Annotated in this window: 19 protein-coding genes and 1 pseudogene; 9 read left to right on the forward strand and 11 right to left on the reverse strand. The window is 54.1% G+C overall.

What is annotated here, in order from left to right; translation table 11 throughout:
- Positions 1–155 precede the first annotated feature (155 nt).
- The 6 genes from ihfB to F8562_RS27225 all read right to left on the reverse strand — a co-directional run bounded on the left by ihfB (position 156) and on the right by F8562_RS27225 (position 6,704).
- On the reverse strand, positions 156–443 hold the full coding sequence (gene ihfB / locus F8562_RS27200) for an integration host factor subunit beta (RefSeq protein WP_004100704.1): 288 nt from the start codon (positions 441–443) through the stop codon (positions 156–158).
- A 150-nt stretch (positions 444–593) separates the two neighbouring features.
- On the reverse strand, positions 594–2,267 hold the full coding sequence (gene rpsA, locus F8562_RS27205) for a 30S ribosomal protein S1 (RefSeq protein WP_004100702.1): 1,674 nt from the start codon (positions 2,265–2,267) through the stop codon (positions 594–596).
- 137 nt (positions 2,268–2,404) lie between these two features.
- Positions 2,405–3,088, reverse strand: coding sequence for a (d)CMP kinase (cmk, locus tag F8562_RS27210; protein WP_004849475.1), 684 nt, complete (start codon positions 3,086–3,088; stop codon positions 2,405–2,407).
- Positions 3,089–3,380: 292 nt separating this feature from the next.
- The gene (aroA, locus tag F8562_RS27215) at positions 3,381–4,664 is read right to left on the reverse strand and encodes a 3-phosphoshikimate 1-carboxyvinyltransferase (protein ID WP_042934050.1); all 1,284 of its coding nucleotides are present in this window, start codon (positions 4,662–4,664) and stop codon (positions 3,381–3,383) included.
- A gap of 72 nt (positions 4,665–4,736) precedes the next feature.
- Positions 4,737–5,825, reverse strand: coding sequence for a 3-phosphoserine/phosphohydroxythreonine transaminase (serC, locus tag F8562_RS27220; protein WP_004849472.1), 1,089 nt, complete (start codon positions 5,823–5,825; stop codon positions 4,737–4,739).
- Between the two features lie 186 nt (positions 5,826–6,011).
- A complete protein-coding gene (locus F8562_RS27225; protein WP_014228639.1) occupies positions 6,012–6,704 on the reverse strand; it encodes a DUF421 domain-containing protein in 693 nt (230 codons plus the stop codon).
- Positions 6,705–6,818: 114 nt separating this feature from the next.
- Between F8562_RS27225 and ycaO the strand changes: the two genes are divergently transcribed.
- The 4 genes from ycaO to pflA all read left to right on the forward strand — a co-directional run bounded on the left by ycaO (position 6,819) and on the right by pflA (position 13,100).
- Positions 6,819–8,579 (forward strand): 30S ribosomal protein S12 methylthiotransferase accessory factor YcaO, encoded by a 1,761-nt coding sequence (ycaO, locus tag F8562_RS27230; RefSeq protein WP_014228638.1) that lies wholly within the window; start codon positions 6,819–6,821, stop codon positions 8,577–8,579.
- 385 nt (positions 8,580–8,964) lie between these two features.
- A complete protein-coding gene (focA, locus tag F8562_RS27235) occupies positions 8,965–9,822 on the forward strand; it encodes a formate transporter FocA (RefSeq protein ID WP_004849465.1) in 858 nt (285 codons plus the stop codon).
- A gap of 51 nt (positions 9,823–9,873) precedes the next feature.
- Entirely contained in the window at positions 9,874–12,156 is a 2,283-nt protein-coding gene (pflB, locus tag F8562_RS27240) for a formate C-acetyltransferase (protein ID WP_014228637.1), read from the forward strand.
- Between the two features lie 203 nt (positions 12,157–12,359).
- Positions 12,360–13,100: a pyruvate formate lyase 1-activating protein gene (gene pflA / locus F8562_RS27245; RefSeq protein WP_004871674.1), complete on the forward strand. Its 741-nt coding sequence runs from the start codon at positions 12,360–12,362 to the stop codon at positions 13,098–13,100.
- A gap of 54 nt (positions 13,101–13,154) precedes the next feature.
- Here pflA and F8562_RS27250 read toward each other — a convergent pair whose 3' ends face one another.
- Positions 13,155–14,012 carry a MurR/RpiR family transcriptional regulator gene (locus F8562_RS27250; RefSeq protein ID WP_094909276.1) on the reverse strand — a complete coding sequence of 286 codons (858 nt, stop codon included), beginning with the start codon at positions 14,010–14,012 and terminating at the stop codon, positions 13,155–13,157.
- 122 nt (positions 14,013–14,134) lie between these two features.
- On the opposite strand from F8562_RS27250, the gene F8562_RS27255 reads away from it, so the two are divergent.
- The 5 genes from F8562_RS27255 to F8562_RS27275 are packed head-to-tail and all read left to right on the forward strand — an operon-like array spanning position 14,135 to position 17,904.
- Positions 14,135–14,410 (forward strand): PTS sugar transporter subunit IIB, encoded by a 276-nt coding sequence (locus tag F8562_RS27255; RefSeq protein ID WP_014837956.1) that lies wholly within the window; start codon positions 14,135–14,137, stop codon positions 14,408–14,410.
- Positions 14,411–14,427: 17 nt separating this feature from the next.
- On the forward strand, positions 14,428–15,693 hold the full coding sequence (locus tag F8562_RS27260) for a PTS ascorbate transporter subunit IIC (protein WP_014228634.1): 1,266 nt from the start codon (positions 14,428–14,430) through the stop codon (positions 15,691–15,693).
- Between the two features lie 12 nt (positions 15,694–15,705).
- Complete coding sequence (locus F8562_RS27265) at positions 15,706–16,503, forward strand: transketolase (protein WP_014837955.1); 798 nt, start codon at positions 15,706–15,708, stop codon at positions 16,501–16,503.
- The gene (locus tag F8562_RS27270) at positions 16,503–17,414 is read left to right on the forward strand and encodes a transketolase family protein (protein WP_014837954.1); all 912 of its coding nucleotides are present in this window, start codon (positions 16,503–16,505) and stop codon (positions 17,412–17,414) included. Before F8562_RS27265 ends, F8562_RS27270 begins: the two co-directional genes overlap by 1 nt.
- A gap of 52 nt (positions 17,415–17,466) precedes the next feature.
- Complete coding sequence (locus tag F8562_RS27275; protein ID WP_014228631.1) at positions 17,467–17,904, forward strand: PTS sugar transporter subunit IIA; 438 nt, start codon at positions 17,467–17,469, stop codon at positions 17,902–17,904.
- 39 nt (positions 17,905–17,943) lie between these two features.
- On the opposite strand, the gene F8562_RS27280 is transcribed toward F8562_RS27275, so the two are convergent.
- From F8562_RS27280 to dmsA, 4 genes and pseudogenes are all read right to left on the reverse strand, one after another.
- Entirely contained in the window at positions 17,944–19,092 is a 1,149-nt protein-coding gene (locus tag F8562_RS27280; protein ID WP_014837953.1) for an MFS transporter, read from the reverse strand.
- Between the two features lie 274 nt (positions 19,093–19,366).
- Positions 19,367–20,230: pseudogene (locus F8562_RS27285) on the reverse strand (dimethyl sulfoxide reductase anchor subunit family protein).
- A gap of 1 nt (position 20,231) precedes the next feature.
- Complete coding sequence (locus F8562_RS27290; RefSeq protein ID WP_009653301.1) at positions 20,232–20,849, reverse strand: DMSO/selenate family reductase complex B subunit; 618 nt, start codon at positions 20,847–20,849, stop codon at positions 20,232–20,234.
- A 10-nt stretch (positions 20,850–20,859) separates the two neighbouring features.
- Positions 20,860–23,298, reverse strand: a complete 2,439-nt coding sequence (dmsA, locus tag F8562_RS27295) for a dimethylsulfoxide reductase subunit A (RefSeq protein WP_094909277.1) — start codon at positions 23,296–23,298, stop codon at positions 20,860–20,862.
- Between the last annotated feature and the right edge of the window lie 67 nt (positions 23,299–23,365).

Consider the following 23,365-nt stretch of genomic DNA (forward strand, 5'->3'; position numbering starts at 1 on the left):
AAGGAACTGCGCCGCGCCATCCGCAAAATCTACCGCGTTAACGCAACAGAACCCGCGTTTTGTGAGGTCACTTCAAAGAGAGATTTAAAGGCATAAAAAAAGCACCCGAAGGTGCTTTTTTAACGTTTAAGTATGTTGTCACCGATCGGCGAAACTTACTCTTCGTAAATATTGGCGCGGTCGCGTAATTCTTTGCCCGGCTTAAAGTGGGGAACGTATTTACCTTCCAGTTCAACTTTATCGCCAGTCTTTGGGTTACGCCCGGTGCGGGGTGCTCGATAATGCAGAGAGAAGCTGCCGAAACCGCGGATTTCAATGCGCTCGCCTTGAGCAAGCGTTGAGGCCATATGCTCCAGCATTTCTTTAACAGCATCTTCCACTGCTTTCGCAGGAATGTGAGATTGCTGGCTGGCAAGTCTTTCTATCAATTCTGACTTGGTCATTATTCCTCCGGTTTCCTTCAAGGCAAAATTAGCTAACAGCTTAAACAAGGGCGGCCGTAGCCGCCCTTTGTGCTTGATTACAGGACGAATCCTGCAATCTGTCAAGTAAACTCGTCGTAATTCAGGTTGTTGTAACCCGAAAGACTAAGATTACTCGCCTTTAGCTGCTTTGAAAGCTTCAGCCATTGCGTTGTTGGAGAAGTTTGCATCTTCCTGTTTGTTAACAGTTGCGATTGCATCTTTCTCGTCAGCTTCGTCTTTCGCACGAACAGACAGGCTGATTGCGCGGTTTTTACGATCAACGCCGGTGAATTTAGCTTCAACGTCGTCGCCAACGCTCAGAACCAGAGTTGCATCTTCAACGCGGTCACGGGAAGCTTCAGAAGCGCGCAGGTAACCTTCAACGCCGTCAGCCAGCTCTACGGTTGCGCCTTTAGCGTCAACTGCAGTGACTTTACCGTTTACGATTGCGCCTTTCTTGTTCAGTGCAACCCAGTTGTTGAACGGATCTTCTGCGAGCTGTTTAACGCCCAGAGAGATACGCTCGCGCTCTGCGTCAACCTGCAGAACAACTGCTGCGATTTCGTCGCCTTTTTTGTATTCACGAACTGCTTCTTCGCCTGCAACGTTCCAGGAGATGTCAGACAGGTGAACCAGGCCATCGATGCCGCCGTCCAGGCCGATGAAGATACCGAAGTCAGTGATAGACTTGATTTTACCTTCAACACGGTCGCCCTTGTTGTGGGTTTCCGCGAACTGCTGCCATGGGTTGTTTTTGCACTGCTTCAGGCCCAGGGAGATACGGCGACGTTCTTCGTCGATATCCAGAACCATAACTTCCACTACATCGCCAACGTTAACAACTTTGGACGGGTGGATGTTTTTGTTGGTCCAGTCCATTTCGGAAACGTGAACCAGGCCTTCAACGCCTTCTTCGATTTCAACGAAGCAGCCGTAGTCGGTCAGGTTGGTCACGCGACCGGTCAGTTTGGTACCTTCCGGATAACGCTTAGCGATAGCTACCCACGGATCTTCGCCCAGCTGTTTCAGGCCAAGAGATACACGAGTACGTTCGCGGTCAAACTTCAGCACTTTAACAGTGATTTCGTCGCCAACGTTTACGATTTCGCTCGGATGCTTAACGCGTTTCCATGCCATATCGGTAATGTGCAGCAGGCCGTCAACGCCGCCCAGATCAACGAATGCACCGTAGTCAGTGAGGTTCTTAACGATACCTTTAACTTCCATGCCTTCCTGCAGGTTTTCCAGCAGCTGATCGCGCTCTGCGCTGTTTTCGGATTCGATAACGGCACGACGAGAAACAACAACGTTGTTACGTTTCTGGTCCAGCTTGATGACTTTGAATTCAAGCTCTTTGCCTTCCAGGTGCAGCGTATCGCGCACCGGACGAACGTCTACCAGGGAGCCCGGCAGGAACGCACGAATACCATTCAGCTCAACAGTGAAGCCACCTTTAACTTTGCCGTTGATAATACCGACTACAGTTTCAGCGTCTTCGTAAGCTTTTTCCAGCGTGATCCAAGCTTCGTGACGTTTAGCTTTCTCACGGGACAGCAGGGTTTCACCGAAGCCGTCTTCTACTGCATCCAGAGCAACGTCAACTTCGTCACCAACCTGGATTTCCAGCTCGCCCTGGGCATTTTTGAACTGCTCTGCCGGAATGGCAGACTCAGATTTCAGACCGGCGTCAACCAGTACTACGTCTTTGTCGATAGCAACAACAACACCACGAACGATGGAACCCGGACGGGTTTCGATTGTTTTTAAGGATTCTTCAAATAGTTGAGCAAAAGATTCAGTCATGTTTAATCTTCAGGTTTCATATTTAACGTCCACCTGGCTCCATGCCGGATGGGGTTGTTTAACATACCCGCTAACACTCCATTGCTGCGGGGGTACTGCTATAATTCGGAGGCTGTTGTGCTTTATCGATAAGACGATTAAGCGGAAGCCAGTTTTTCGCGCGCATAGTGTAGCGCTTTTTCAATCACTTGCTCAATGTTTAGTTCTGTTGAATCAAGAACTAAAGCATCGGCAGCCGGGATCAGCGGCGCGACTGTACGATTGCGATCGCGATCGTCGCGCTCTTTTATCTCGGATAAAAGGCGATCAAAGTTAACACTAAAGCCCTTCTCCTGCAACTGAAGCATGCGGCGATGAGCACGTTCCTCCGCGGAGGCGTCAAGGAAAATTTTCACCTGCGCATCAGGGAATACGACGGTGCCCATATCGCGTCCGTCGGCGATCAGGCCTGGCAATTCGCGAAAGGCCCGCTGGCGGCGCAGCAACGCTTCACGCACGCGGGGAAAAGCCGCCACTTTAGAGGCCGTGTTGGCAACATCCTGAGTGCGAATCTCAGCGCTAACGTCCTCCCCCTCCAGCACCACTTCCAGGCTACCGTTAGTGGAGACAAAACGAACATCCAGGTGCGCAGCCAGCGGCACCAGCGCCTCTTCGGATTCAACATCCACATGATGATGTAGCGCAGCAAGAGCAAGCACGCGATAAATCGCCCCAGAGTCGAGCAGATGCCAGCCCAGCGTTTCTGCCATTGCCTTGCATAAGGTGCCTTTGCCCGCACCGCCAGGCCCATCAATGGTGATTACCGGAACTGTTGCCGTCATCTTTTTCTCCTTCAGCAAGGCGCATCAATATATAAACGCCGCGCATTATACGCATCTCTTCAACGGAAAGTGAGCATTGCTTGTAAATTACGGATAACAGGAAATCTCCTGCGGAAGAATTGTGCAATTATAGCGGGCTGACAGAGCAACAGCCCGGAAGATGATGCCGTTTTACCGTTAATCTGCGGCGATGCCAGCGCGAATGTACTGCGCCAGGGCTTGCCGATTTAACTCGCGGGCATAAAAAAACGCCGACACGATGGCCGGCGTTTTTACCTTAAACGCGCGTTATTCAGGCCAGCGTACTGATTCGCGCCAGCTGCTCAAAGTAGTCCGGGAACGTTTTCGCCGTACACTTCGGGTCAAGGATGGCGACCGGCGTATCGGAAAGCGCCACCAGCGAGAAGCACATTGCCATACGGTGGTCATTATAGGTGCCGATCTCAGCAAACTGGAGCTTCGCGGGCGGAGTAATGCGGATGTAATCCTCCCCCTCTTCCACCTCTGCCCCCACTTTACGCAGCTCCGTGGCCATCGCAAACAGACGATCGGTCTCTTTGACACGCCAGTTATAGATGTTGCGCAGCGTCGTGGTGCCCTTCGCGAACAGGGCCGCCGTGGCGATGGTCATCGCCGCATCCGGAATATGATTCATATCCATATCGATGGCGTTCAGTTCACCATGGGTGCAGGCAATGAAGTCATCGCCCCAGGTGATGGTTGCGCCCATTTTTTCCAGCACATCGGCAAAACGGATATCGCCCTGGACGCTGTTGCGGCCGATACCGGTGACTTTCACCGTTCCGCCCTTAATCGCGCCGGCGGCGAGGAAGTAGGATGCCGAGGAGGCATCGCCTTCAACCAGGTAGTCGCCCGGCGAGCGGTAGTGTTGATTGCCGCGTACGATAAAACGCTGGTAAGACTGATTTTCAACCTCAACGCCAAAGGTTTTCATCAGGTGTAGCGTAATATCAATATAAGGTTTGGAAACCAGATCGCCTTTAATCGCGATGACGGTATCCTGAGGCGCCAGCGGGGCGGTCATCAGGAGCGCGGTCAGAAACTGGCTGGAAACGCTGCCGTCCACTTCAACCTGGCCGCCGCTGAAACCGCCGCGCAGGCGCAGCGGCGGGTAGTTTTCCTGCTCCAGGTAATCAATCTGCGCCCCGCCCTGACGCAGCGCGTCAACCAGGTGGCCAATCGGCCGCTCTTTCATTCGCGGCTCGCCGGTCAGCACAATATCGTTACGGCCTAAACATAACGCCGCCGCCAGCGGACGCATCGCCGTTCCGGCATTACCGAGGAACAGTTCTAATGCTTCAGCCGCCTCCAGAGGGCCGCCGTTGCCGGTGACTTCACAGCGGGTACGATCGGAAGACAGGGTGTAATGAACTCCCAGCGCGCTCAGGGCATTCAGCATGTGGCGTACATCGTCGCTATCCAGCAGGTTGGTCAGCACCGTCGTGCCGCGGGCCAAAGCCGCCAGCAGCAAGGCACGGTTAGAGACACTCTTGGACCCGGGCAGGTTAATAGTGCCATCTACGCGTGCGATGGGTTGTAACGTCAGGGATTCCATTAAACTCAACTCTCAAACAAACAGAATAAAAACCCCGCAGACCGGCTGCGGGGATGAAAAAACGCGGCGCGATTAACCGTGACGGCGTTCGAAGTCCTGCATAAAGTCGGTCAGCGCCTTCACGCCCGCCAGCGGCATGGCGTTATAAATGGAAGCACGCATGCCGCCCACGACGCGGTGGCCCTTCAGCGCATGCAAACCTGCGGCAAAGGACTCTTCGAGGAACAGTTTATCAAGCGCGCTGTCCGCCAGCTGGAACGGCACGTTCATGCGCGAGCGGTTCGCCGCAGCGACATCGTTGCGATAGAAACCGCTGTTATCGATGGTGCTATAAAGCAGGTCGGCTTTCTGCTGGTTGATTTTATCCATAGCGGCAACGCCGCCCTGCTCTTTCAGCCATTTAAACACCAGACCTGACAGGTACCAGGCAAACGTCGGCGGCGTGTTAAACATGGAGTCATTGGCGGACAGGATGGAGTAATCAAGAATCGACGGGCAGGCTACGCTGGCTTTACCCAGCAGATCTTCGCGCACAATAATCAGCGTCAGACCTGCGGGACCGATGTTTTTCTGCGCGCCCGCGTAGATCACGCCATAGCGGCTGACGTCAATTTCACGGGATAAAATCGTCGATGACAAATCCGCCGTGACGACCACATCGTCGCCAAAGTTTGGCGCTTCTTCAATGGCAATACCGTCAATGGTTTCGTTCGGGCAGTAGTGCAGGTAGGCCGCGCCAGGGGTCAGCTGCCATTCGCTCATCGGCTTAACCGCACGCAGGCCGTCAACGGTGATTTTGGCGTCGATCACGTTCGGCGTGCAGTATTTATGCGCTTCTTTTACCGCGCTGGCCGCCCAGTAGCCGGCATCGACGTAGTCGGCAACGGTTTTATCGCCAAGCAGGTTCAGCGGGATACCGGCAAACTGTCCGCGACCGCCGCCGTGGCAGAATAAAACTTTATAGTTGGAAGGAATATTGAGCAGGGAGCGAAAATCCTGTTCCGCTTCTTCAGCCACCTTAATGAACTCTTTACCACGGTGGCTGATTTCCATCACCGACGTCCCCAAACCGTTCCAGTCGCACAGTTCCTTTTGTGCCAGTTTGAGTACTTCCGCCGGCAGCATTGCCGGGCCTGAACTGAAGTTATAGACCTGAGCCATTTCCCCTCACCACTTGCTATGTTAATTACCCGCGAACCGTCGCGGGCATAAGTTATTCCTGTGGCTATCGGTTTTATCATTCAGTGACACGCACCGCAATGGCTAAAACTGAGCGTCGGGGAAATGCGGCCTCGCTCACACAAAAGAATCTGCCAGCTTGACGTCATAAAACCGACATAATTGCTGTCAGGTGACTCTTTTTGCCCGGCTGACCTTCGACCATTCTGCATTTGCGCAGCGAGGGCATAATTGTTTATCCCCGGCTCGTAGCGTAAGGATTGCGCTACAGCGAACGCAGGCATACTCGTCGTCCCGGGGTATCGTGGTAAAACGATCGGTAAAGCGGGAAGGAAGAATGGAGAGTCCGGCTTTAACATCGTCATCCTCATAGAAATAGAGGCTGATCTGCCCGTTGGTTTCCAGAATAGCCAGCCGCACCTGCCCCAGTTGCTCAACCCCGCTGATTCGCAGCTCCATAAAAAACTCAAATTCGGTCATGTTTTCCGCCTGCAGTTTCTCCCAGGCCAGCTCGCCGTTTTCCACAACAATAATCGGCTTACCCTCCAGCAGATCCTCCAGTTTTTCGCTATGCCCCATCAGCCACATAATCAATCGGTACAGCAGGGCCAGAGTGATAAAAACCGCCAGTACCGGCAGCATCGGAACGTCATCATAGAATGCGACGTCGCCCGCGGCCGAACCGAGGGTCAAAATGATGAGCACTTCGAACAGTGACATCTGACGAACGCCCCGCCGCCCGGTTATCTTGAGAAAAATAAATACCAGTACGAAGGTGTAGAGGCTCCGTAATGCCACCTCGGCCAGAAATTCCACGGGCACTTTATCCAGTGCCATACGATGCCAGTCAAATGTCTTCATGATTAACGCCTGAACAGTTATTGAGTGACATAAGCATAGCCAGACGATGGAGATAGCACCCGTCATCTAAAACCCGTATCATTGCGCGCTTTACGTACGATAAAAGTGACTGCCATGACTCAAACATTTATTCCCGGCAAAGATGCCGCCCTGGAAGATTCCATCGCTCGCTTCCAGCAGAAGTTGCACGACCTCGGATTCGATATTGAAGAGGCCTCATGGCTCAACCCGGTTCCGCACGTCTGGTCAGTGCATATCCGCGATAAAGAGTGCGCCCTGTGCTTCACCAACGGCAAAGGCGCCACCAAAAAAGCCGCGCTGGCCTCCGCGCTCGGAGAGTACTTTGAGCGTCTCTCGACCAACTATTTCTTTGCCGACTTCTGGCTGGGCGAGACTATCGCCAACGGTCCCTTCGTTCACTATCCGAATGAAAAATGGTTCCCGTTAACCGACGATGACGAAGTACCGGAAGGCCTGCTGGATACCCGCCTGCGCGCGTTCTACGATCCTGACGATCAGTTAACCGCCAGCATGCTGGTCGATCTGCAGTCAGGGAATGACGATCGCGGCGTCTGCGGTCTGCCGTTCACCCGCCAGTCTGATGGTGAAACGGTCTATATTCCGATGAATATTGTCGGCAACCTGTACGTTTCTAACGGGATGTCCGCGGGCAACACCCGCAACGAAGCCCGCGTTCAGGGCCTCTCAGAAGTGTTCGAACGGCATATTAAAAACCGCATTATCGCCGAAAGCATCAGCCTGCCGGAGATCCCGGCGGAGGTAATGGCACGCTATCCGGGCGTAGTAGAATCGATCAATAAGCTGGAGGCCGAAGGTTTCCCGATTTTCGCTTATGACGGTTCGCTCGGCGGCAAATATCCGGTTATCTGCGTCGTGCTGTTTAACCCGGCTAACGGCACCTGTTTCGCCTCTTTCGGCGCGCATCCCGATTTCGGCGTGGCGCTGGAACGTACCGTTACCGAACTGCTCCAGGGTCGCAGCCTGAAAGATCTCGACGTCTTCACGCCGCCAACCTTCGATGATGAAGAAGTCGCTGAACATGCGAACCTTGAAACGCACTTTATCGATTCCAGCGGCCTGATCTCCTGGGATATGTTTAAGCAGGATGCCGACTACCCGTTCGTGGACTGGAGCTTCTCCGGAACCACGGAGGAAGAGTTCGCCACCCTGATGGCTATCTTTAAACAAGAAGATAAAGAAGTTTACATCGCCGATTACGAACACCTGAGCGTCTACGCCTGCCGAATCATTGTCCCGGGCATGTCTGATATTTATCCGGCGGAAGACCTCTGGCTGGCGAATAACAGCATGGGCGCGCCTCTGCGGGAAACGATTCTTTCCCTGCCGGAAAGCGAGTGGGAAAAAGAAGATTATCTGGCGCTTATCGAACAAATGGATGATGAAGGCCTTGATGACTTCACCCGCGTGCGCGAACTGCTGGGTCTGGCGACCGGCAAAGACAACGGCTGGTATACGCTGCGCATTGGCGAGCTGAAAGCTATGCTCGCGCTGGCGGGCGGCGATCTCGAGCAGGCGCTAATCTGGACCGAGTGGACCATGGAGTTCAACGCCTCCATCTTTAGCGCCGAGCGCGCTAATTACTACCGCTGCCTGCAAACCCTGCTGCTGCTGAGCCAGGAAGAGGAGCGCCAGCCGCTGCAGTATCTGAACGCTTTTGTACGCATGTACGGCGCCGATGCCGTAGAAGCCGCCAGCGCCGCGCTGAGCGGAGAAGCGCCTTTCTACGGCCTGCAGGCAGTAGACAGCGACCTGCTCGCGTTCCCGGCTCATCAGTCGCTGCTGAAAGCCTACGAAAAGCTGCAGCGCGCAAAAGCAGCATTCTGGGGTAAATAAGCGCGCTTTACTGCCTGAATAACCCTATTATGGGGGCCGGCGAAGGCCCCCATTTTTATGTTTTCCGCAACCCCAAAGCCCGATTGTAGCCATAAAGTTAATTAGTGGTGAGAAATAATAAAATCCCACCGCAAATATTGTTAATTTTAATAAAAATACCCCATTTTAATTAACCGAAAAACGGGGGTAAAATGAAAATAATCAACATTATTTGTAAATTTTAAAATTTATTTTTTCATTAAAAAACAACAAATTAAGTCAACATTAAGGCAAATCCACACACTCAAAAGGCCTATAGTTCCGGTAGGATATGATCTACATCAAATTCCCTTCTATAATGCTTTGTTAGTATCTCACCGCCAACTTACATAAAGAGAGAGTTAGTGTGAAAGCTGACAACCCTTTTGATCTTTTACTCCCTGCTGCCATGGCGAAAGTCGCCGAAGAAGCGGGTGTCTATAAAGCGACAAAACATCCGATAAAGACGTTTTATCTGGCGATCACCGCAGGTGTCTTCATCTCTATCGCTTTTGTTTTCTATATTACCGCGACAACCGGCACGGCCGGGATGCCATTCGGGGTTGCCAAACTGATTGGAGGCATCTGCTTCTCACTAGGTTTGATTCTCTGCGTTATTTGCGGTGCCGACCTGTTTACCTCAACCGTTCTTATCGTTGTCGCGAAAGCCAGCGGAAGAATCACATGGGGTCAACTGGCGAAAAACTGGCTCAACGTCTATGTTGGTAACCTGATTGGTTGCTTACTCTTTGTATTGCTGATGTGGCTTTCAGGCGAATATATGACTGCCAACGGTCAATGGGGACTTAACGTTCTGCAAACCGCCGACCACAAAATGCACCATACTTTTGTTGAAGCCGTGTGCCTGGGTATCCTGGCAAACCTGATGGTCTGCCTTGCGGTATGGATGAGCTACTCCGGCCGCAGCCTGATGGATAAAGCCATGATTATGGTTTTACCGGTGGCAATGTTTGTTGCCAGCGGGTTTGAGCATAGTATCGCGAACATGTTTATGATCCCGCTGGGTATCGTTATCCGCGACTTTGCAAGCCCGGAATTCTGGACCGCTGTCGGTTCAACTCCGGAAAGTTTCTCTCACCTGACCGTCATGAACTTCATCACTGATAACCTGATTCCGGTAACTATCGGGAACATCATCGGCGGTGGTCTGCTGGTTGGGTTGACATACTGGGTCATTTACCTGCGTGGCGACGACCATCACTAAGGGTTGTTTCAGGCAGTAAATAAAAAATCCACTTAAGAAGGTAGGTGTTACATGTCCGAGCTTAATGAAAAGTTAGCCACAGCCTGGGAAGGTTTTGCGAAAGGTGACTGGCAGAACGAAGTCAACGTCCGCGACTTCATCCAGAAAAACTATACCCCGTACGAAGGTGACGAGTCCTTCCTGGCTGGCGCAACTGACGCGACCACCAAGCTGTGGGACACCGTAATGGAAGGCGTTAAACAGGAAAACCGCACTCACGCGCCTGTTGATTTTGATACTTCCCTTGCATCCACCATCACTTCTCATGACGCTGGCTACATCGAGAAAGGTCTCGAGAAAATCGTTGGTCTGCAGACTGAAGCTCCGCTGAAACGCGCGATTATCCCGTTCGGCGGCATCAAAATGGTAGAAGGTTCCTGCAAAGCGTACAATCGCGAACTGGATCCGATGCTGAAGAAAATCTTCACTGAATACCGCAAAACTCACAACCAGGGCGTGTTTGACGTTTACACCAAAGACATCCTGAACTGCCGTAAATCTGGCGTTCTGACCGGTCTGCCGGATGCCTATGGCCGTGGTCGTATCATCGGTGACTACCGTCGCGTTGCGCTGTACGGTATCGACTTCCTGATGAAAGACAAATACGCTCAGTTCGTCTCTCTGCAAGAGAAACTGGAAAACGGCGAAGATCTGGAAGGAACTATTCGTCTGCGCGAAGAAATCTCTGAACAGCACCGTGCGCTGGGTCAGATCAAAGAAATGGCGGCAAAATACGGCTGCGATATCTCTGGTCCGGCAACCACCGCTCAGGAAGCTATCCAGTGGACCTACTTCGGCTACCTGGCTGCCGTTAAATCTCAGAACGGCGCGGCAATGTCCTTCGGTCGTACCTCCAGCTTCCTGGATATCTTCATCGAACGTGACCTGAAAGCCGGTAAAATCACCGAGCAAGACGCACAGGAAATGATTGACCACCTGGTCATGAAACTGCGTATGGTTCGTTTCCTGCGTACCCCTGAATATGATGAACTGTTCTCTGGCGACCCGATTTGGGCAACCGAATCTATCGGCGGTATGGGCGTTGACGGCCGTACTCTGGTCACCAAAAACAGCTTCCGTTTCCTGAACACCTTGTACACCATGGGGCCGTCTCCGGAGCCGAACATCACCATTCTGTGGTCTGAAAAACTGCCGCTGAGCTTCAAAAAATACGCCGCGAAAGTGTCCATCGATACCTCTTCTCTGCAGTACGAGAACGATGACCTGATGCGTCCTGACTTCAACAACGATGACTACGCTATCGCTTGCTGCGTAAGCCCGATGGTTGTTGGTAAGCAAATGCAGTTCTTCGGCGCGCGTGCTAACCTGGCGAAAACCATGCTGTACGCAATCAACGGCGGCGTTGATGAAAAACTGAAAATGCAGGTTGGTCCTAAATCTGAACCGATCAAAGGCGACGTTCTGAACTTCGACGAAGTGATGGACCGCATGGATCACTTCATGGACTGGCTGGCTAAACAGTACGTCACTGCGCTGAACATCATCCACTACATGCACGACAAGTACAGCTACGAAGCTTCCCTGATGGCGCTGCACGACCGTGATGTTATCCGCACCATGGCATGTGGTATCGCAGGTCTGTCCGTTGCGGCTGACTCCCTGTCTGCAATCAAATATGCGAAAGTTAAACCGATTCGTGACGAAAACGGTCTGGCTGTCGACTTCGAAATCGAAGGCGAATACCCGCAGTTTGGTAACAACGACTCTCGCGTCGATGATATGGCCGTTGACCTGGTTGAACGTTTCATGAAGAAAATTCAGAAACTGCACACCTACCGCAACGCTATCCCGACTCAGTCCGTTCTGACCATCACCTCTAACGTTGTGTATGGTAAGAAAACCGGTAACACCCCTGACGGTCGTCGCGCTGGCGCTCCGTTCGGACCAGGTGCTAACCCGATGCACGGCCGTGACCAGAAAGGTGCTGTTGCCTCTCTGACCTCCGTTGCGAAACTGCCGTTTGCTTACGCGAAAGATGGTATTTCTTACACCTTCTCTATCGTGCCGAACGCGCTGGGTAAAGACGACGAAGTTCGTAAAACTAACCTCGCCGGCCTGATGGATGGTTACTTCCACCACGAAGCGTCCATCGAAGGCGGTCAGCATCTGAACGTCAACGTTATGAACCGCGAAATGCTGCTCGACGCGATGGAAAACCCGGAAAAATATCCGCAGCTGACCATCCGCGTATCCGGCTACGCAGTACGTTTTAACTCCCTGACGAAAGAACAGCAGCAGGACGTTATTACTCGTACCTTCACTCAGACCATGTAATGGTATTGACTGAAATCGTACTGTAAAAAGCGTACAATAAAGGCTCCACGCAAGTGGGGCCTTTTTAGCAATATCATCCTGCCCCAGTCTCTTTTGTCTGCTGTCTATACTTTATGGATAACAGCCAAAACAGACTCGACATAGCCTTTGAGCTGTGCATCTACATAGGCCCCGGATGGGCCAAATTCGGAGATATCACCGCAATGTCAACAATTGGTCGCATTCACTCCTTTGAATCCTGTGGCACCGTCGATGGCCCGGGGATCCGCTTTATCACCTTCTTCCAGGGCTGCCTGATGCGCTGCCTCTATTGCCACAACCGCGATACCTGGGATACCCACGGCGGCAAAGAGATTACCGTTGAAGAGCTGATGAAAGAGGTGGTGACCTATCGCCACTTTATGAACGCTTCCGGCGGCGGCGTGACGGCATCCGGCGGCGAGGCTATCCTGCAGGCCGAATTTGTTCGCGACTGGTTCCGCGCCTGTAAGAAAGAAGGTATTCATACCTGTCTCGATACCAACGGCTTTGTGCGCCGCTACGATCCGGTTATTGATGAACTGCTGGAAGTCACCGATCTGGTGATGCTCGATCTCAAGCAAATGAATGATGAAATTCACCAGAATCTGGTAGGCGTCTCTAACCATCGGACGCTGGAGTTTGCCCGTTACCTGTCAAACAAAAACATCAACGTCTGGATCCGCTACGTTGTGGTTCCGGGCTGGTCCGACGATGATGATTCCGCGCATCGCCTGGGTGAGTTTACTCGTGACATGGGCAACGTTGAGAAAATCGAACTGCTGCCGTACCACGAGCTGGGCAAGCACAAATGGGTAGCCATGGGCGAAGAGTACAAGCTGGACGGCGTCCATCCGCCAAAGAAAGAGACCATGGAACGCGTGAAGGGCATTCTGGAACAGTACGGTCATAAAGTGATGTACTAAAATCCCCACCCGGTAGAGATTGCGCTACCGGGTGTTTCCCCAACAAAATCAGAGTCAGGACATAAAATATTCCGACAGCTTATTCGCCACGCTCTCAATCGAAAAAATGCGCTTCTGATGCGCTTTTCGGTATTCCGCATAGCGTTCATCCTGCTCTTCCAGCGCGCTGAGGATCCGGTCGGCCACCATCATTGCGCCGGCGATTTCCGCAAACCCCGACTCCCCTTCCCCCTGTAAAGCTACCGCCGCCTGAAGATTCCAGTCAGATAAACGGGCCAGCGGCGCAAACGTCCCGCGGGTCAGCGATAAAATTTTAACGCCCTGCTGCTTTGCCAGCGACAGGGCCTGCATCATATCCGCCGATGCCTGTTCGCTGTGAACGACGATGATGCCGGTTTTTTGACTGTCAGCCAGCAGCGGCATCGCCGCCGGATAGGAGCGATCGATAAAGCTGGCCGCCTTACCCATATTGATTAAATTCATCTGCAGGAACAACGCCACCGGCACCGCCGTGCCCACGGCATAAATAGCAATGCTGTTCAGGGTGTTAAGCCAGTCGGCCGCGGCTTTCAGCTCCTGGTTATCGACAATGGCATTACTGTCGCGAATGCTCGCCAGCACCGGCGCAATCTCTTCGCTCTCGTTGATACCGTGGTCTTCCGAGCGCGCGGCGCCCTGCTCCATCGCCAGCGCGGTTCTGAAATCCGAGAAACCTTTAAAACCAAAGGCCCGACAAAAACGGGTGATACTCCCCTCACTGGTATCAATGGAGTCGGCCAGTTCTGAAATCGTGTGACGCATCACAAAGTCAGGATTTTCCGTAATAAAACGGCCAACTTTCTCCAGTATCGGGCTTAGCCCTGAAGCTCCGTTTCTTATGTTTATCAACAAGTTATTGTCTATCTGGCTCATGTTTTGCCTTATTTGCTCAAAATGCAAACACAGTCACATCTTTCGTCCTGCTGCAAAGATAATAATTATTATCTCATACAAATAAATAAAAATAATTATTTTTACAAACAGGAAAACATCGAATGAAAGGTCTCATAGTCTGTCGTACCGGTATGGGCAGCTCCTTAATACTCAAAATCAAAGCACAAAAAATCATCGACAAGCACGGCTGGAATATCGAGCTGGAGCATGACGTCCTCTCAGGGTTACGCACCTGGCGAGATATTGATTTTGTCATCACTATGCGCGATCTCACCGACGAAGTCGAAGCCGCCGGATTCAGAGCGGTCGGCATCACCGACCTGATGAACAGTGAAGAGATGGAGTCTGCGCTCACCGACATCGTTCAAAGCAACTAACCTCTCCCGGAGGCAATATGGATTTCCTCAGATTTATTGTATTCGACATTCTGGGCGTAACCCCACTTTTAGTTGGCTTTATTGCATTAATCGGCCTGTTAATCCAACGCAAGCCGATTGAAAAAGTCCTTTCCGGCACCTTCAAAACCATCGTCGGCTTTCTGGTTTTTGCCGGCGGCGCCGGTCTGGCAGTCACTTCCCTGGGTAACTTTCAGACCTTATTCAGCGATGGCTTTGGCCTGAAGGGCGTCATGCCGCTGGCAGAAGCGCTAACCGGACTGGCGCAAACCAAATTCGCCATGTGCGTGTCGCTGATCATGGTGATTGGTTTTGGCTGGAACCTGTTTTTTGCCCGCGTGACGCCGTTTAAATATATCTTTCTTACCGGGCAACATAATCTTTATCTCTCCGCGCTGCTTACCGTAACGCTGAAGGCGCTGGGCTACAGCGACATGACGACCATCATTGTCGGCTCCGTGCTGCTGGGTCTCGCCGCCTGCCTCTATCCGGCCATTGCGCAGCCGTGGATGCGAAAGATAACCGGTAATGATGAGATCGCGATGGGGCACTACGTCACGCTGGCCTACGCCGCCTCCGGCTGGATTGGCGCAAAGGTCGGCGATCCGAAACAATCCACCGAAAAGCTGAATCTTCCCGGCTGGCTGGGGATCTTTAAAGATTACATCGTCTCGGTGTCGATCTCGGTGAGCATCTTCTACTACATCGCCGCGCTCGCTGCCGGAAAAGCCGCGGTCACCGCAGCGGCAGGCGGGATGCACTGGCTGGTTTACCCGCTCTTTCAGTCTCTGACCTTTACCGCTTCGCTGTACATCATCATTACCGGCGTACGCCTGCTGCTGTCAGAAATTGTTCCGGCCTTCCTCGGCATCTCGGAGAAGTTTATTCCTAACGCCAAACCCGCGCTCGACTGCCCGGTGGTCTTCCCCTACGCCCCGACCGCCACCGTGCTGGGGTTTATCTCTTCGTTTGTCGGCGGGCTGGTGGTGATGGGCTTTCTGGCGATCCTTGGCCAAACCGTGATTATCCCGGTAGCCATTCCCTACTTCTTCATTGGCGCGACCGCAGCGGTATTTGGTAATGCCTCCGGCGGCTGGAAAGGCGCGATTGCCGGAAGCTTTATCACCGGGATCCTGATCGGCATCGGCCCGGCGCTGATTTACCCGATTATGGAATCCGTCGGTCTTTCAGGCACCAGCTTCCCGGAAACCGACTTCGTCGCTCTGGGTCTGGTCGTGTACTACATCGGTAAAATGCTGCCCTAAGAAGGAATGAACATGAACATTGATGAACTGAAATCCCACGCGCTTGCCGCCCGCCGCGAGATCGTCACCATGATTTACGAGTCCGGAATTGGCCATCCGGGCGGGGCGCTGTCGATAATCGACGTGCTTACCTGGCTCTATTACCAGGAAGTCGATCTGGCCGCCTTCCCCCGCTCGCGCGTGGTGATGAGTAAAGGCCACGCCGTCGCCGCGCAGTACGCCATGCTGTATCAACAAGGCAAGATCGAGCGCAGCGAGTTCAATACGTTCCGACAGATCAACTCGCGCCTGCAGGGGCACCCGAGCATTAAGTCGCTGCCGGAAGTCGATGCGACAACCGGACTGCTGGGTCAGGGGCTGTCGATTGCTTTTGGTATGGCGGCCGCCAAAAAGCGGCGCAACGATCCGCACCGGGTATTTGCCATCGTTGGCGATGGCGAAATGCATGAAGGCCAAATCTGGGAAACCTTACAGCAGGCCGGGCATATGAAAATGGATAATCTGGTCGCCATCATCGATTACAACGGCTTCTCTTCCCACGATCCGGTCAATGACGTCGTTAATCTCGAGCCGCTGGCGGACAAAATCCGCAGCTTTGGCTGGCATGTACTGGAACTGCACAACGGCAATGATATGCATCAGGTTGCCGATACCCTGATGCTATCCCGTCACCTGAAAGGTAAACCTGTCGCCATCGTGGCGCGCACCACCAAAGGTTCCGGCGTCAGCTATATGGAAAACAACGGCGACTGGCACTCAAAAACCCCGAGCAAAGAACAATTTCAGCAGGCGATGGAGGAGTTACAGTGATGAAAGCACCCCGTGATGAGATCGGGCATGCCCTGATTGCGCTAAAAGAAAAGGGCTATCCCGTTGTTGTTATCGACAGCGATTTAGCCAGCTCTACCCGTACCGACCAGTTTCAGGCCGTCTATCCTGAGGCCTTTTTCGAAATGGGCATTGCGGAAGGTTCCGCCATGAGCTTCGCGGCCGGCCAGGCGCTGGAAGGCTTTATGCCCTTCTATGTTAACTTTGCGATGTTCGTCACCGGCACCGCCTGGACCCAGCTGCGGCAGGCGTGCTATGCCAAAGCCAACATCAAACTCGTCGGTAGCCACCCCGGTATGGATGATGGCCCGGACGGCGCTTCACACCATGCGCTGGAGGATTTAGCGCTGACCCGCGTCCTTCCGGGGTTAACCGTCCTGACCCCGGCAGATGCGGAAGAAATCGCCGAGGCCTTCGAGCAGGCGGCAAAAATAAAGGGACCCGTTTATATTCGCGTGGCGCGCGAGCCGATGCCGGTTCGCGACAAAAGCGTCGTTCCGCGGGTCAGCGATATCGCCGCCATCGCCGACAGCGGCACGGATTTTGCGATTCTGTTTGAAGGAACGGTACTGGAACAGGCTACCGACGGCTATGAAAAGCTGCTCGCCAGCGGCAAAAAGGGCAAGCTTATTCACGTTGCAACCGTCAAACCCTTCAACCAGCAGGCATTTTATCGGCTGGTCGAAGGCTGCCCGCTTATCGCTACGCTTGAAAATCACACCGTCAACGGCGGCCTCGGCGGCCTGATCGCGGAAACCCTGGCGCAAAAGGCACATCCGGCGCGCCTTACGCGTCTGGGAACGCAGGACACATTTACCGAATCGGGTAATAGCAGGCAGCTAAAAGCGAAATATGGCATCTCGGGAGACGCGCTGTTTAACGCGCTACGCTAACCACCAGGCGAGCCGGTCAGTTGGCGGTCGGCTCGCGCTTAAGGGAACGTTTATGGAAGAGAGGCTATTTTCCGCCTGTCAGTTCACCAGCGACTGCCTGAGCTGGCGCAGCGCCGTTCATCTCGCCTGCCGCCCGCTTGAGGAGCAGGGAAAAATCACCGGGGGCTATGCCAGGGCTATTATCAGCGCCACGGAGCAGGATGGCCCCTGGTATATATTGAGCCCGGCGTTTGCGCTACCGCACGCGCGTCCGGAAGCCGGCGTGCTGAGCAGAAACAGCGCGCTTTCGCTGCTTTGCTGTAGCGAGGCCGTTGATTTTCCGGAGCATCCCGGCATTCGGCTGATAGTCGTACTGGCGGCGGCCGATAGTGAACAGCATATCCAGACCATCCAGCGGTTAGTCTGCTGGCTGGATGAGGGGGAGAGACTTCAGCGATACAGCATGGTGCAAAACCGGGCACAGTTTATTGCGCTTCTTGCGTCGCATTAATCCATAGCCAGGGACATGCCCTGGCTATGTTCTGAAAAATCAGGCGTGCGCCACCGGCGTAGGATGGTGCCCCGCTTTGCGCAGCAGCGTCAGCAGGTAGATGAATGACACGCTGGCAATCATGATAAACAACAGATTGTCAGAGAAGTTCTGCATCAGCATGGCGGTCAGCGTCGGCCCAAGCAGGCTGCCCACGGTATAGCTCATTAACAGCGCCTGGTTCATCGCCACCAGCTGATGACGCTCAACTTTTTCGCAGGCCCAGGCCATAGCCACCGGATAGAGCGTGAAGCCGGAAGCGCCCAGCACGAACAGCGCGGGCGCCATTGCGGCCTGGCTTAACATCGCCAGACAGCCGAGAATCACCACAAACACCTGAACGCGCAGGACCAGCAGACGGCCGTAGCGATCGGCGAGCCGGCCAATCGGCCACTGCCCCACGATACCTGCGCTCACCATCACCGCCATCCAGAAGCCGATGCCGGAATCGCTAACGCCCTGGTGGTTGAGCCACAGCGGCATCAGGCCATACAGCGAACCGAGCACAATGCCGGAAATAATGCAGCCGTTGACGCCATGGCGGGCCTGACGCAGCCTTAACATTGGCCAGATACGCGCCGGTTCGTGCGGCTCATCGGCCTGAGTCGCCACGCGAGCAAACAGCAGCGGCAGAATGGCCGCCAGCGCCAGCGCCGTCACCCACGGCAGAACGCTCATCAGATCCGTCGGCAGCTTGCTGACCATTAACTGGCCCAGCACCGTGCCGACGTAATAAATCATCATATACGCCGCCAGCAGGCGACCCCGGCTCCGCGAAGTGCCGCTACAGACCAGCGCGCTCTCCACCACCACCCAAATCATCGCGCAGCCGACGCCGGCGATAAAGCGCCAGCTGAACCAGCTCCAGAAGCCCAGCGTAATACCAAGACCCACGCAGCCCACGGCAAAAATAACCGATGCCAGGTAATAGCTGCGGTTAAAGCCCAGACGCTTAATTACCCATCCGGCAAGCAATGTTCCCACCAGATTACCGGTAAAATAGGACGAGCCCATCATCCCGACCTGCCAGGTCGGCATATTTTCATGGGCGAGCCAAAGCGGGACGAGCGTATTTAAAACCGCTATCGCCAGGGTCAACAAAAGCAGGCCACAGAGCAGCATTTGCACTGGCCGGGTGTAGATGGTCATGGATATAAACCGTGATGGAGTTCAGATTTCGTGCGCATCATGCCACTGCTGCAAACATTGTCAATCCGCCTGAAATCAGGCGTGACGCGGTTTGCGGGGGAACGATAGAAGTTTTTTATCCAGCGGATCGACAACAGAATAGCTATTTATATTATTCCATTGTTTTTATTAATTTATTGGAAAATAGCGGTGGGAATATCGGTAGAAATATTTCATGAATCGACCGCACTTTTTATCGCGCCAGAATAAGGGTTTCTGGCGCGATAAAGGGCGATTAGCTGGCGATTGCCATTCCAACGGTCATATGCAGGCCGTAGAAGACGCCGCGGCCGATCGTCTCACCGATCAGCACCAGCACAAAAGCCAGCCCCAGCATCGGCAGCGCAGGCTGGTAGCCTTTGAGCTGGGGGGCAATCCAGCAGACCAGCGCCAACGCCAGCGCAACCAGGCGCCACGCCATCAGCGAGCCGTAGGCCGGCACCAGCGCCGAGGCCTGCTGAATAGAGCTATGGATTGTCGCCAGCTCGCTGCCTTGCATCAGCACCACGATGGCGCTAATCACCAGCGCCAGCAGGGTCACCGCCGGCAGCAGGCGCATCGCCCAGCCGTTGACATCGGCAACGCGCAGCAGCAGATATCCCAGCAGCGGACCGCCGATAAACATCGTCAGGAAGAAGCTAAGCGGCGTCCAGACCGTATACCAGGTGGGTACCGTATCAATAGTGTTATAGACGCGGACCATCATCCAGACGAAGATAATCCCCAGCACCATGGTAATGACCAGCCAGAAATGACGCAGCCCCGCCGGTAGCTTATTGACCACCGCCAGCAGCCAGCCAATGCCGCCGACGGCGAAGAAAAGCGCCCCGCTGGCGATTTAGTTACTGAGCGACGAGGCGCCTACGCGATTGAGCGAGTTAAACGCGCGCATGGGCGACCCAAGATGCAGGGTTGAGGCAATAAAGCCCACGCCCATCAGCACCCACAGGCCAAACATGCTCCACACGACGCGCTGCTGCTGTTCACGCGATAAGTCGCCTTTCATTAGCGCCAGAGCTAGCACAATAAAGCCGCCCACCACGCACTGACCAAAGACCGTGAAAACAATCAGCGGCCATTCATGCCATCCACTCCCCATCTCACACCTCCTTTGGGTTGGCCAGGTAGCCGGTGGTATCTCCACACGGTCGGCTGTTGGCGTTAGGTTTAATCACGATACTCGGTTTAGTGAAGTGGGCCGAAGGCAGCGGCGCAACGGCGGCCAGCTGGCCGTGTTTTTGGCGCAGCTCTTCAATCGGGCCGAAATCTAACGCGCGCAGCGGGCAAGATTCCACGCAAATCGGCTTTTTGCCGTCGGCGACGCGCTCGTGGCAGCCGTCGCATTTGGTCATATGACCTTTTGTCGCATTGTACTGCGGCGCGCCGTACGGGCAGGCCATATGGCAATAGCGACAGCCGATACAGACATCTTCATCGACAACGACAAAGCCATCTTCACGTTTATGCATCGCGCCGCTCGGGCAAACTTTGGTGCAGGCCGGATCCTCACAATGGTTGCAGGCAATAGAGAGGTAATAGGCAAAGACGTTTTGCTGCCAGACGCCGTTATCCTCCTGCCAGTCGCCGCCGGCGTATTCGTAGATACGACGGAAGCTCACTTCCGGCGTGAGATTTTTATAGTCTTTACAAGCCAGTTCGCAGGTTTTGCAACCGGTGCAACGGGCGGAATCAATAAAAAATCCATATTGAGTTGTCATCGGTTACTCCTTACAGCTTTTCAACCTGGACGAGGTTGCTATGCGATGGATTGCCTTTCGCCAGCGGCGACGGGCGTTGGGTGGTCAGCACGTTAATGCAGCCAGCCTGATCCACGCGGCCTGCGTCCGGGTTATACCAGGCCCCCTCACCCAGCGCGACCACGCCCGGTATCATGCGCGGGGTCACTTTGGCCTCGATATGCACTTCACCGCGATCGTTAAAAATGCGGATCCGATCGCCATTGGCGATACCGCGCTTCTGTGCATCAAGCGGGTTGATCCACATCTCCTGACGGCAGGCGGCTTTCAGTATGTCAACGTTGCCGTAGGTGGAGTGCGTGCGGGCTTTATAGTGAAAACCGGTCAGCTGCAGCGGATACTTTTTCGCCAGCGGATCGTCATAGTTTTCAAACCCAGGGCTGTATATCGGCAGCGGATCGATAACATCCTCTTCTTTCAGCTCCCAGGTCGCGGCAATTTCCGCCAGCTGCGCAGAGTAGATTTCAATTTTCCCTGACGGCGTCGTGAGCGGATTGGCGACGGGATCTTCGCGGAAAGCTTTATAGGCAACGTGGTGGCCTTCCGGATCGCGCTGTTTGAAGATTCCCTGCTTGCGGAATTCATCAAACGGCAGCAGCGCCGGGATCGCTTTACGGGATTGCTCATAGAGGTGACGCAGCCACTCTTCCTGAGAGCGGCCTTCGGTGAAACGTTGCTCAACGCCCATGCGCTTCGCCAGCTCCGTGGTCATCTCATAGATGGTTTTGCATTCAAAACGCGGCTTGATGGCCCGATCGGCAAAAATCACGTATGACATGTTGCCGCAGGAGGCATCGAGGGCAAAATCCATCTGCTCCGAAGCCGTACAGTCCGGCAGCAGAATATCGGCATATTTCGCCGAGGAGGTCATATGGCAATCAATGACCACAATCATCTCGCACTTCTTGTCATCCTGAAGGATGTCATGGGTACGGTTAATCTCTGAATGCTGGTTGACCAGGCAGTTACCGGCATAGTTCCAGACCATTTTAATAGGCACGTCGAGCTTATCTTTGCCGCGCACGCCGTCGCGCAGCGCGGTCATTTCCGTCCCGCGCTCAATCGCATCGGTCCACATAAACATGGAAATACTGGTTTCCACCGGATTATCCAGCGTCGGCATACGTTCAAAAGGCAGGGAGTAAGAACCTTCACGCGCGCCGGTATTGCCGCCGTTAATCCCGACGTTGCCGGTTAAGATTGCCAGCATGGAAATCGCGCGGGAGACCAGCTCACCGTTGGCATGGCGCTGTGGGCCCCAGCCCTGAGAAATATAGGCAGGTTTAGCGCTGGCGATTTCGCGCGCTAGCTGCACGATACGCGCCTGGGGAATGCCGGTAATCGTCGATGCCCACTCAGGGGTCTTCGCGATACCGTCTTTGCCCTGACCGAGAATATAGGCCTTATAGTGGCCATTGGCCGGCGCCCCTTCCGGCAGCGTTTTCTCGTCATAGCCTACGCAGTACTTGTCGAGGAAAGGCTGGTCAACGAGGTTCTCGTTAATCATCACCCACGCCAGCGCGGAGACCAGCGCAGCATCGGTTCCCGGGCGGATAGGGATCCACTCGTCTTCGCGTCCGGCGCCGGTATCGGTATAGCGTGGATCGATAATAATCAGCCTGGCGTTAGATTTCTCCCGCGCCTGTTCCAGGTAGTAGGTCACCCCGCCGCCGCTCATGCGGGTTTCCCCGGGGTTATTGCCAAACAGCACCACCAGTTTGCTGTTTTCGATATCCGACGGGCTATTGCCATCGGCCCAGCCGCCGTAGGTGTAGTTCAGTCCCGCGGCAATTTGCGCGGTGGAGTAGTCGCCATAGTGGTTGAGATAGCCGCCGCAGCAGTTCATCAGGCGGGCAATCAGGGTTTTCCCCGGTGGCCATGAGCGAGTCAAGGTTCCGCCGAGGGTTCCCGTTCCGTAGTTCAGATAGATGGACTCATTACCGTACTCTTTTATCAGGCGCTGCATATTGCTGGCGATAGTATCAAACGCTTCTTCCCAGCTGATTTGCTCGAATTTGCCCTCGCCGCGTTTGCCCACGCGCTTCATCGGATATTTCAGGCGGTCCGGGTTGTAGACGCGTCGACGCATCGAGCGGCCGCGCAGACAGGCGCGAACCTGATGCAGACCGTCGTAGCTATCGTCGCCGGTATTGTCCGTTTCAACATATTTTATCTCACCACCCACCACATGCATCCGCAGCGGGCAGCGGCTGCCGCAGTTCACCGTACAGGCGCTCCAGGTGACCGTTTCGCTGGCGGGATTGAGGTTATCTGCGGCTTGGGCAATGCGCGTGAAGGGTAAGGTAAAAGCGCTGCTGGCCATCGCCAGCCCGCCAATCGCCGTGGTTTTCATTAAACCACGCCGGCTCACCTCAGCAGCCAGTAAAGCATCGGAGGTTTTGGTTTTCATAGATACTCGCTTTGGTTGCTCACAATTAACTTAATGCCGTTATATAGTTATATATACAAAGAAATTA

The organism is Klebsiella sp. RCJ4 (genome assembly GCF_009025755.1).
GTDB classification, from domain to species: Bacteria; Pseudomonadota; Gammaproteobacteria; order Enterobacterales; family Enterobacteriaceae; genus Klebsiella; species Klebsiella michiganensis.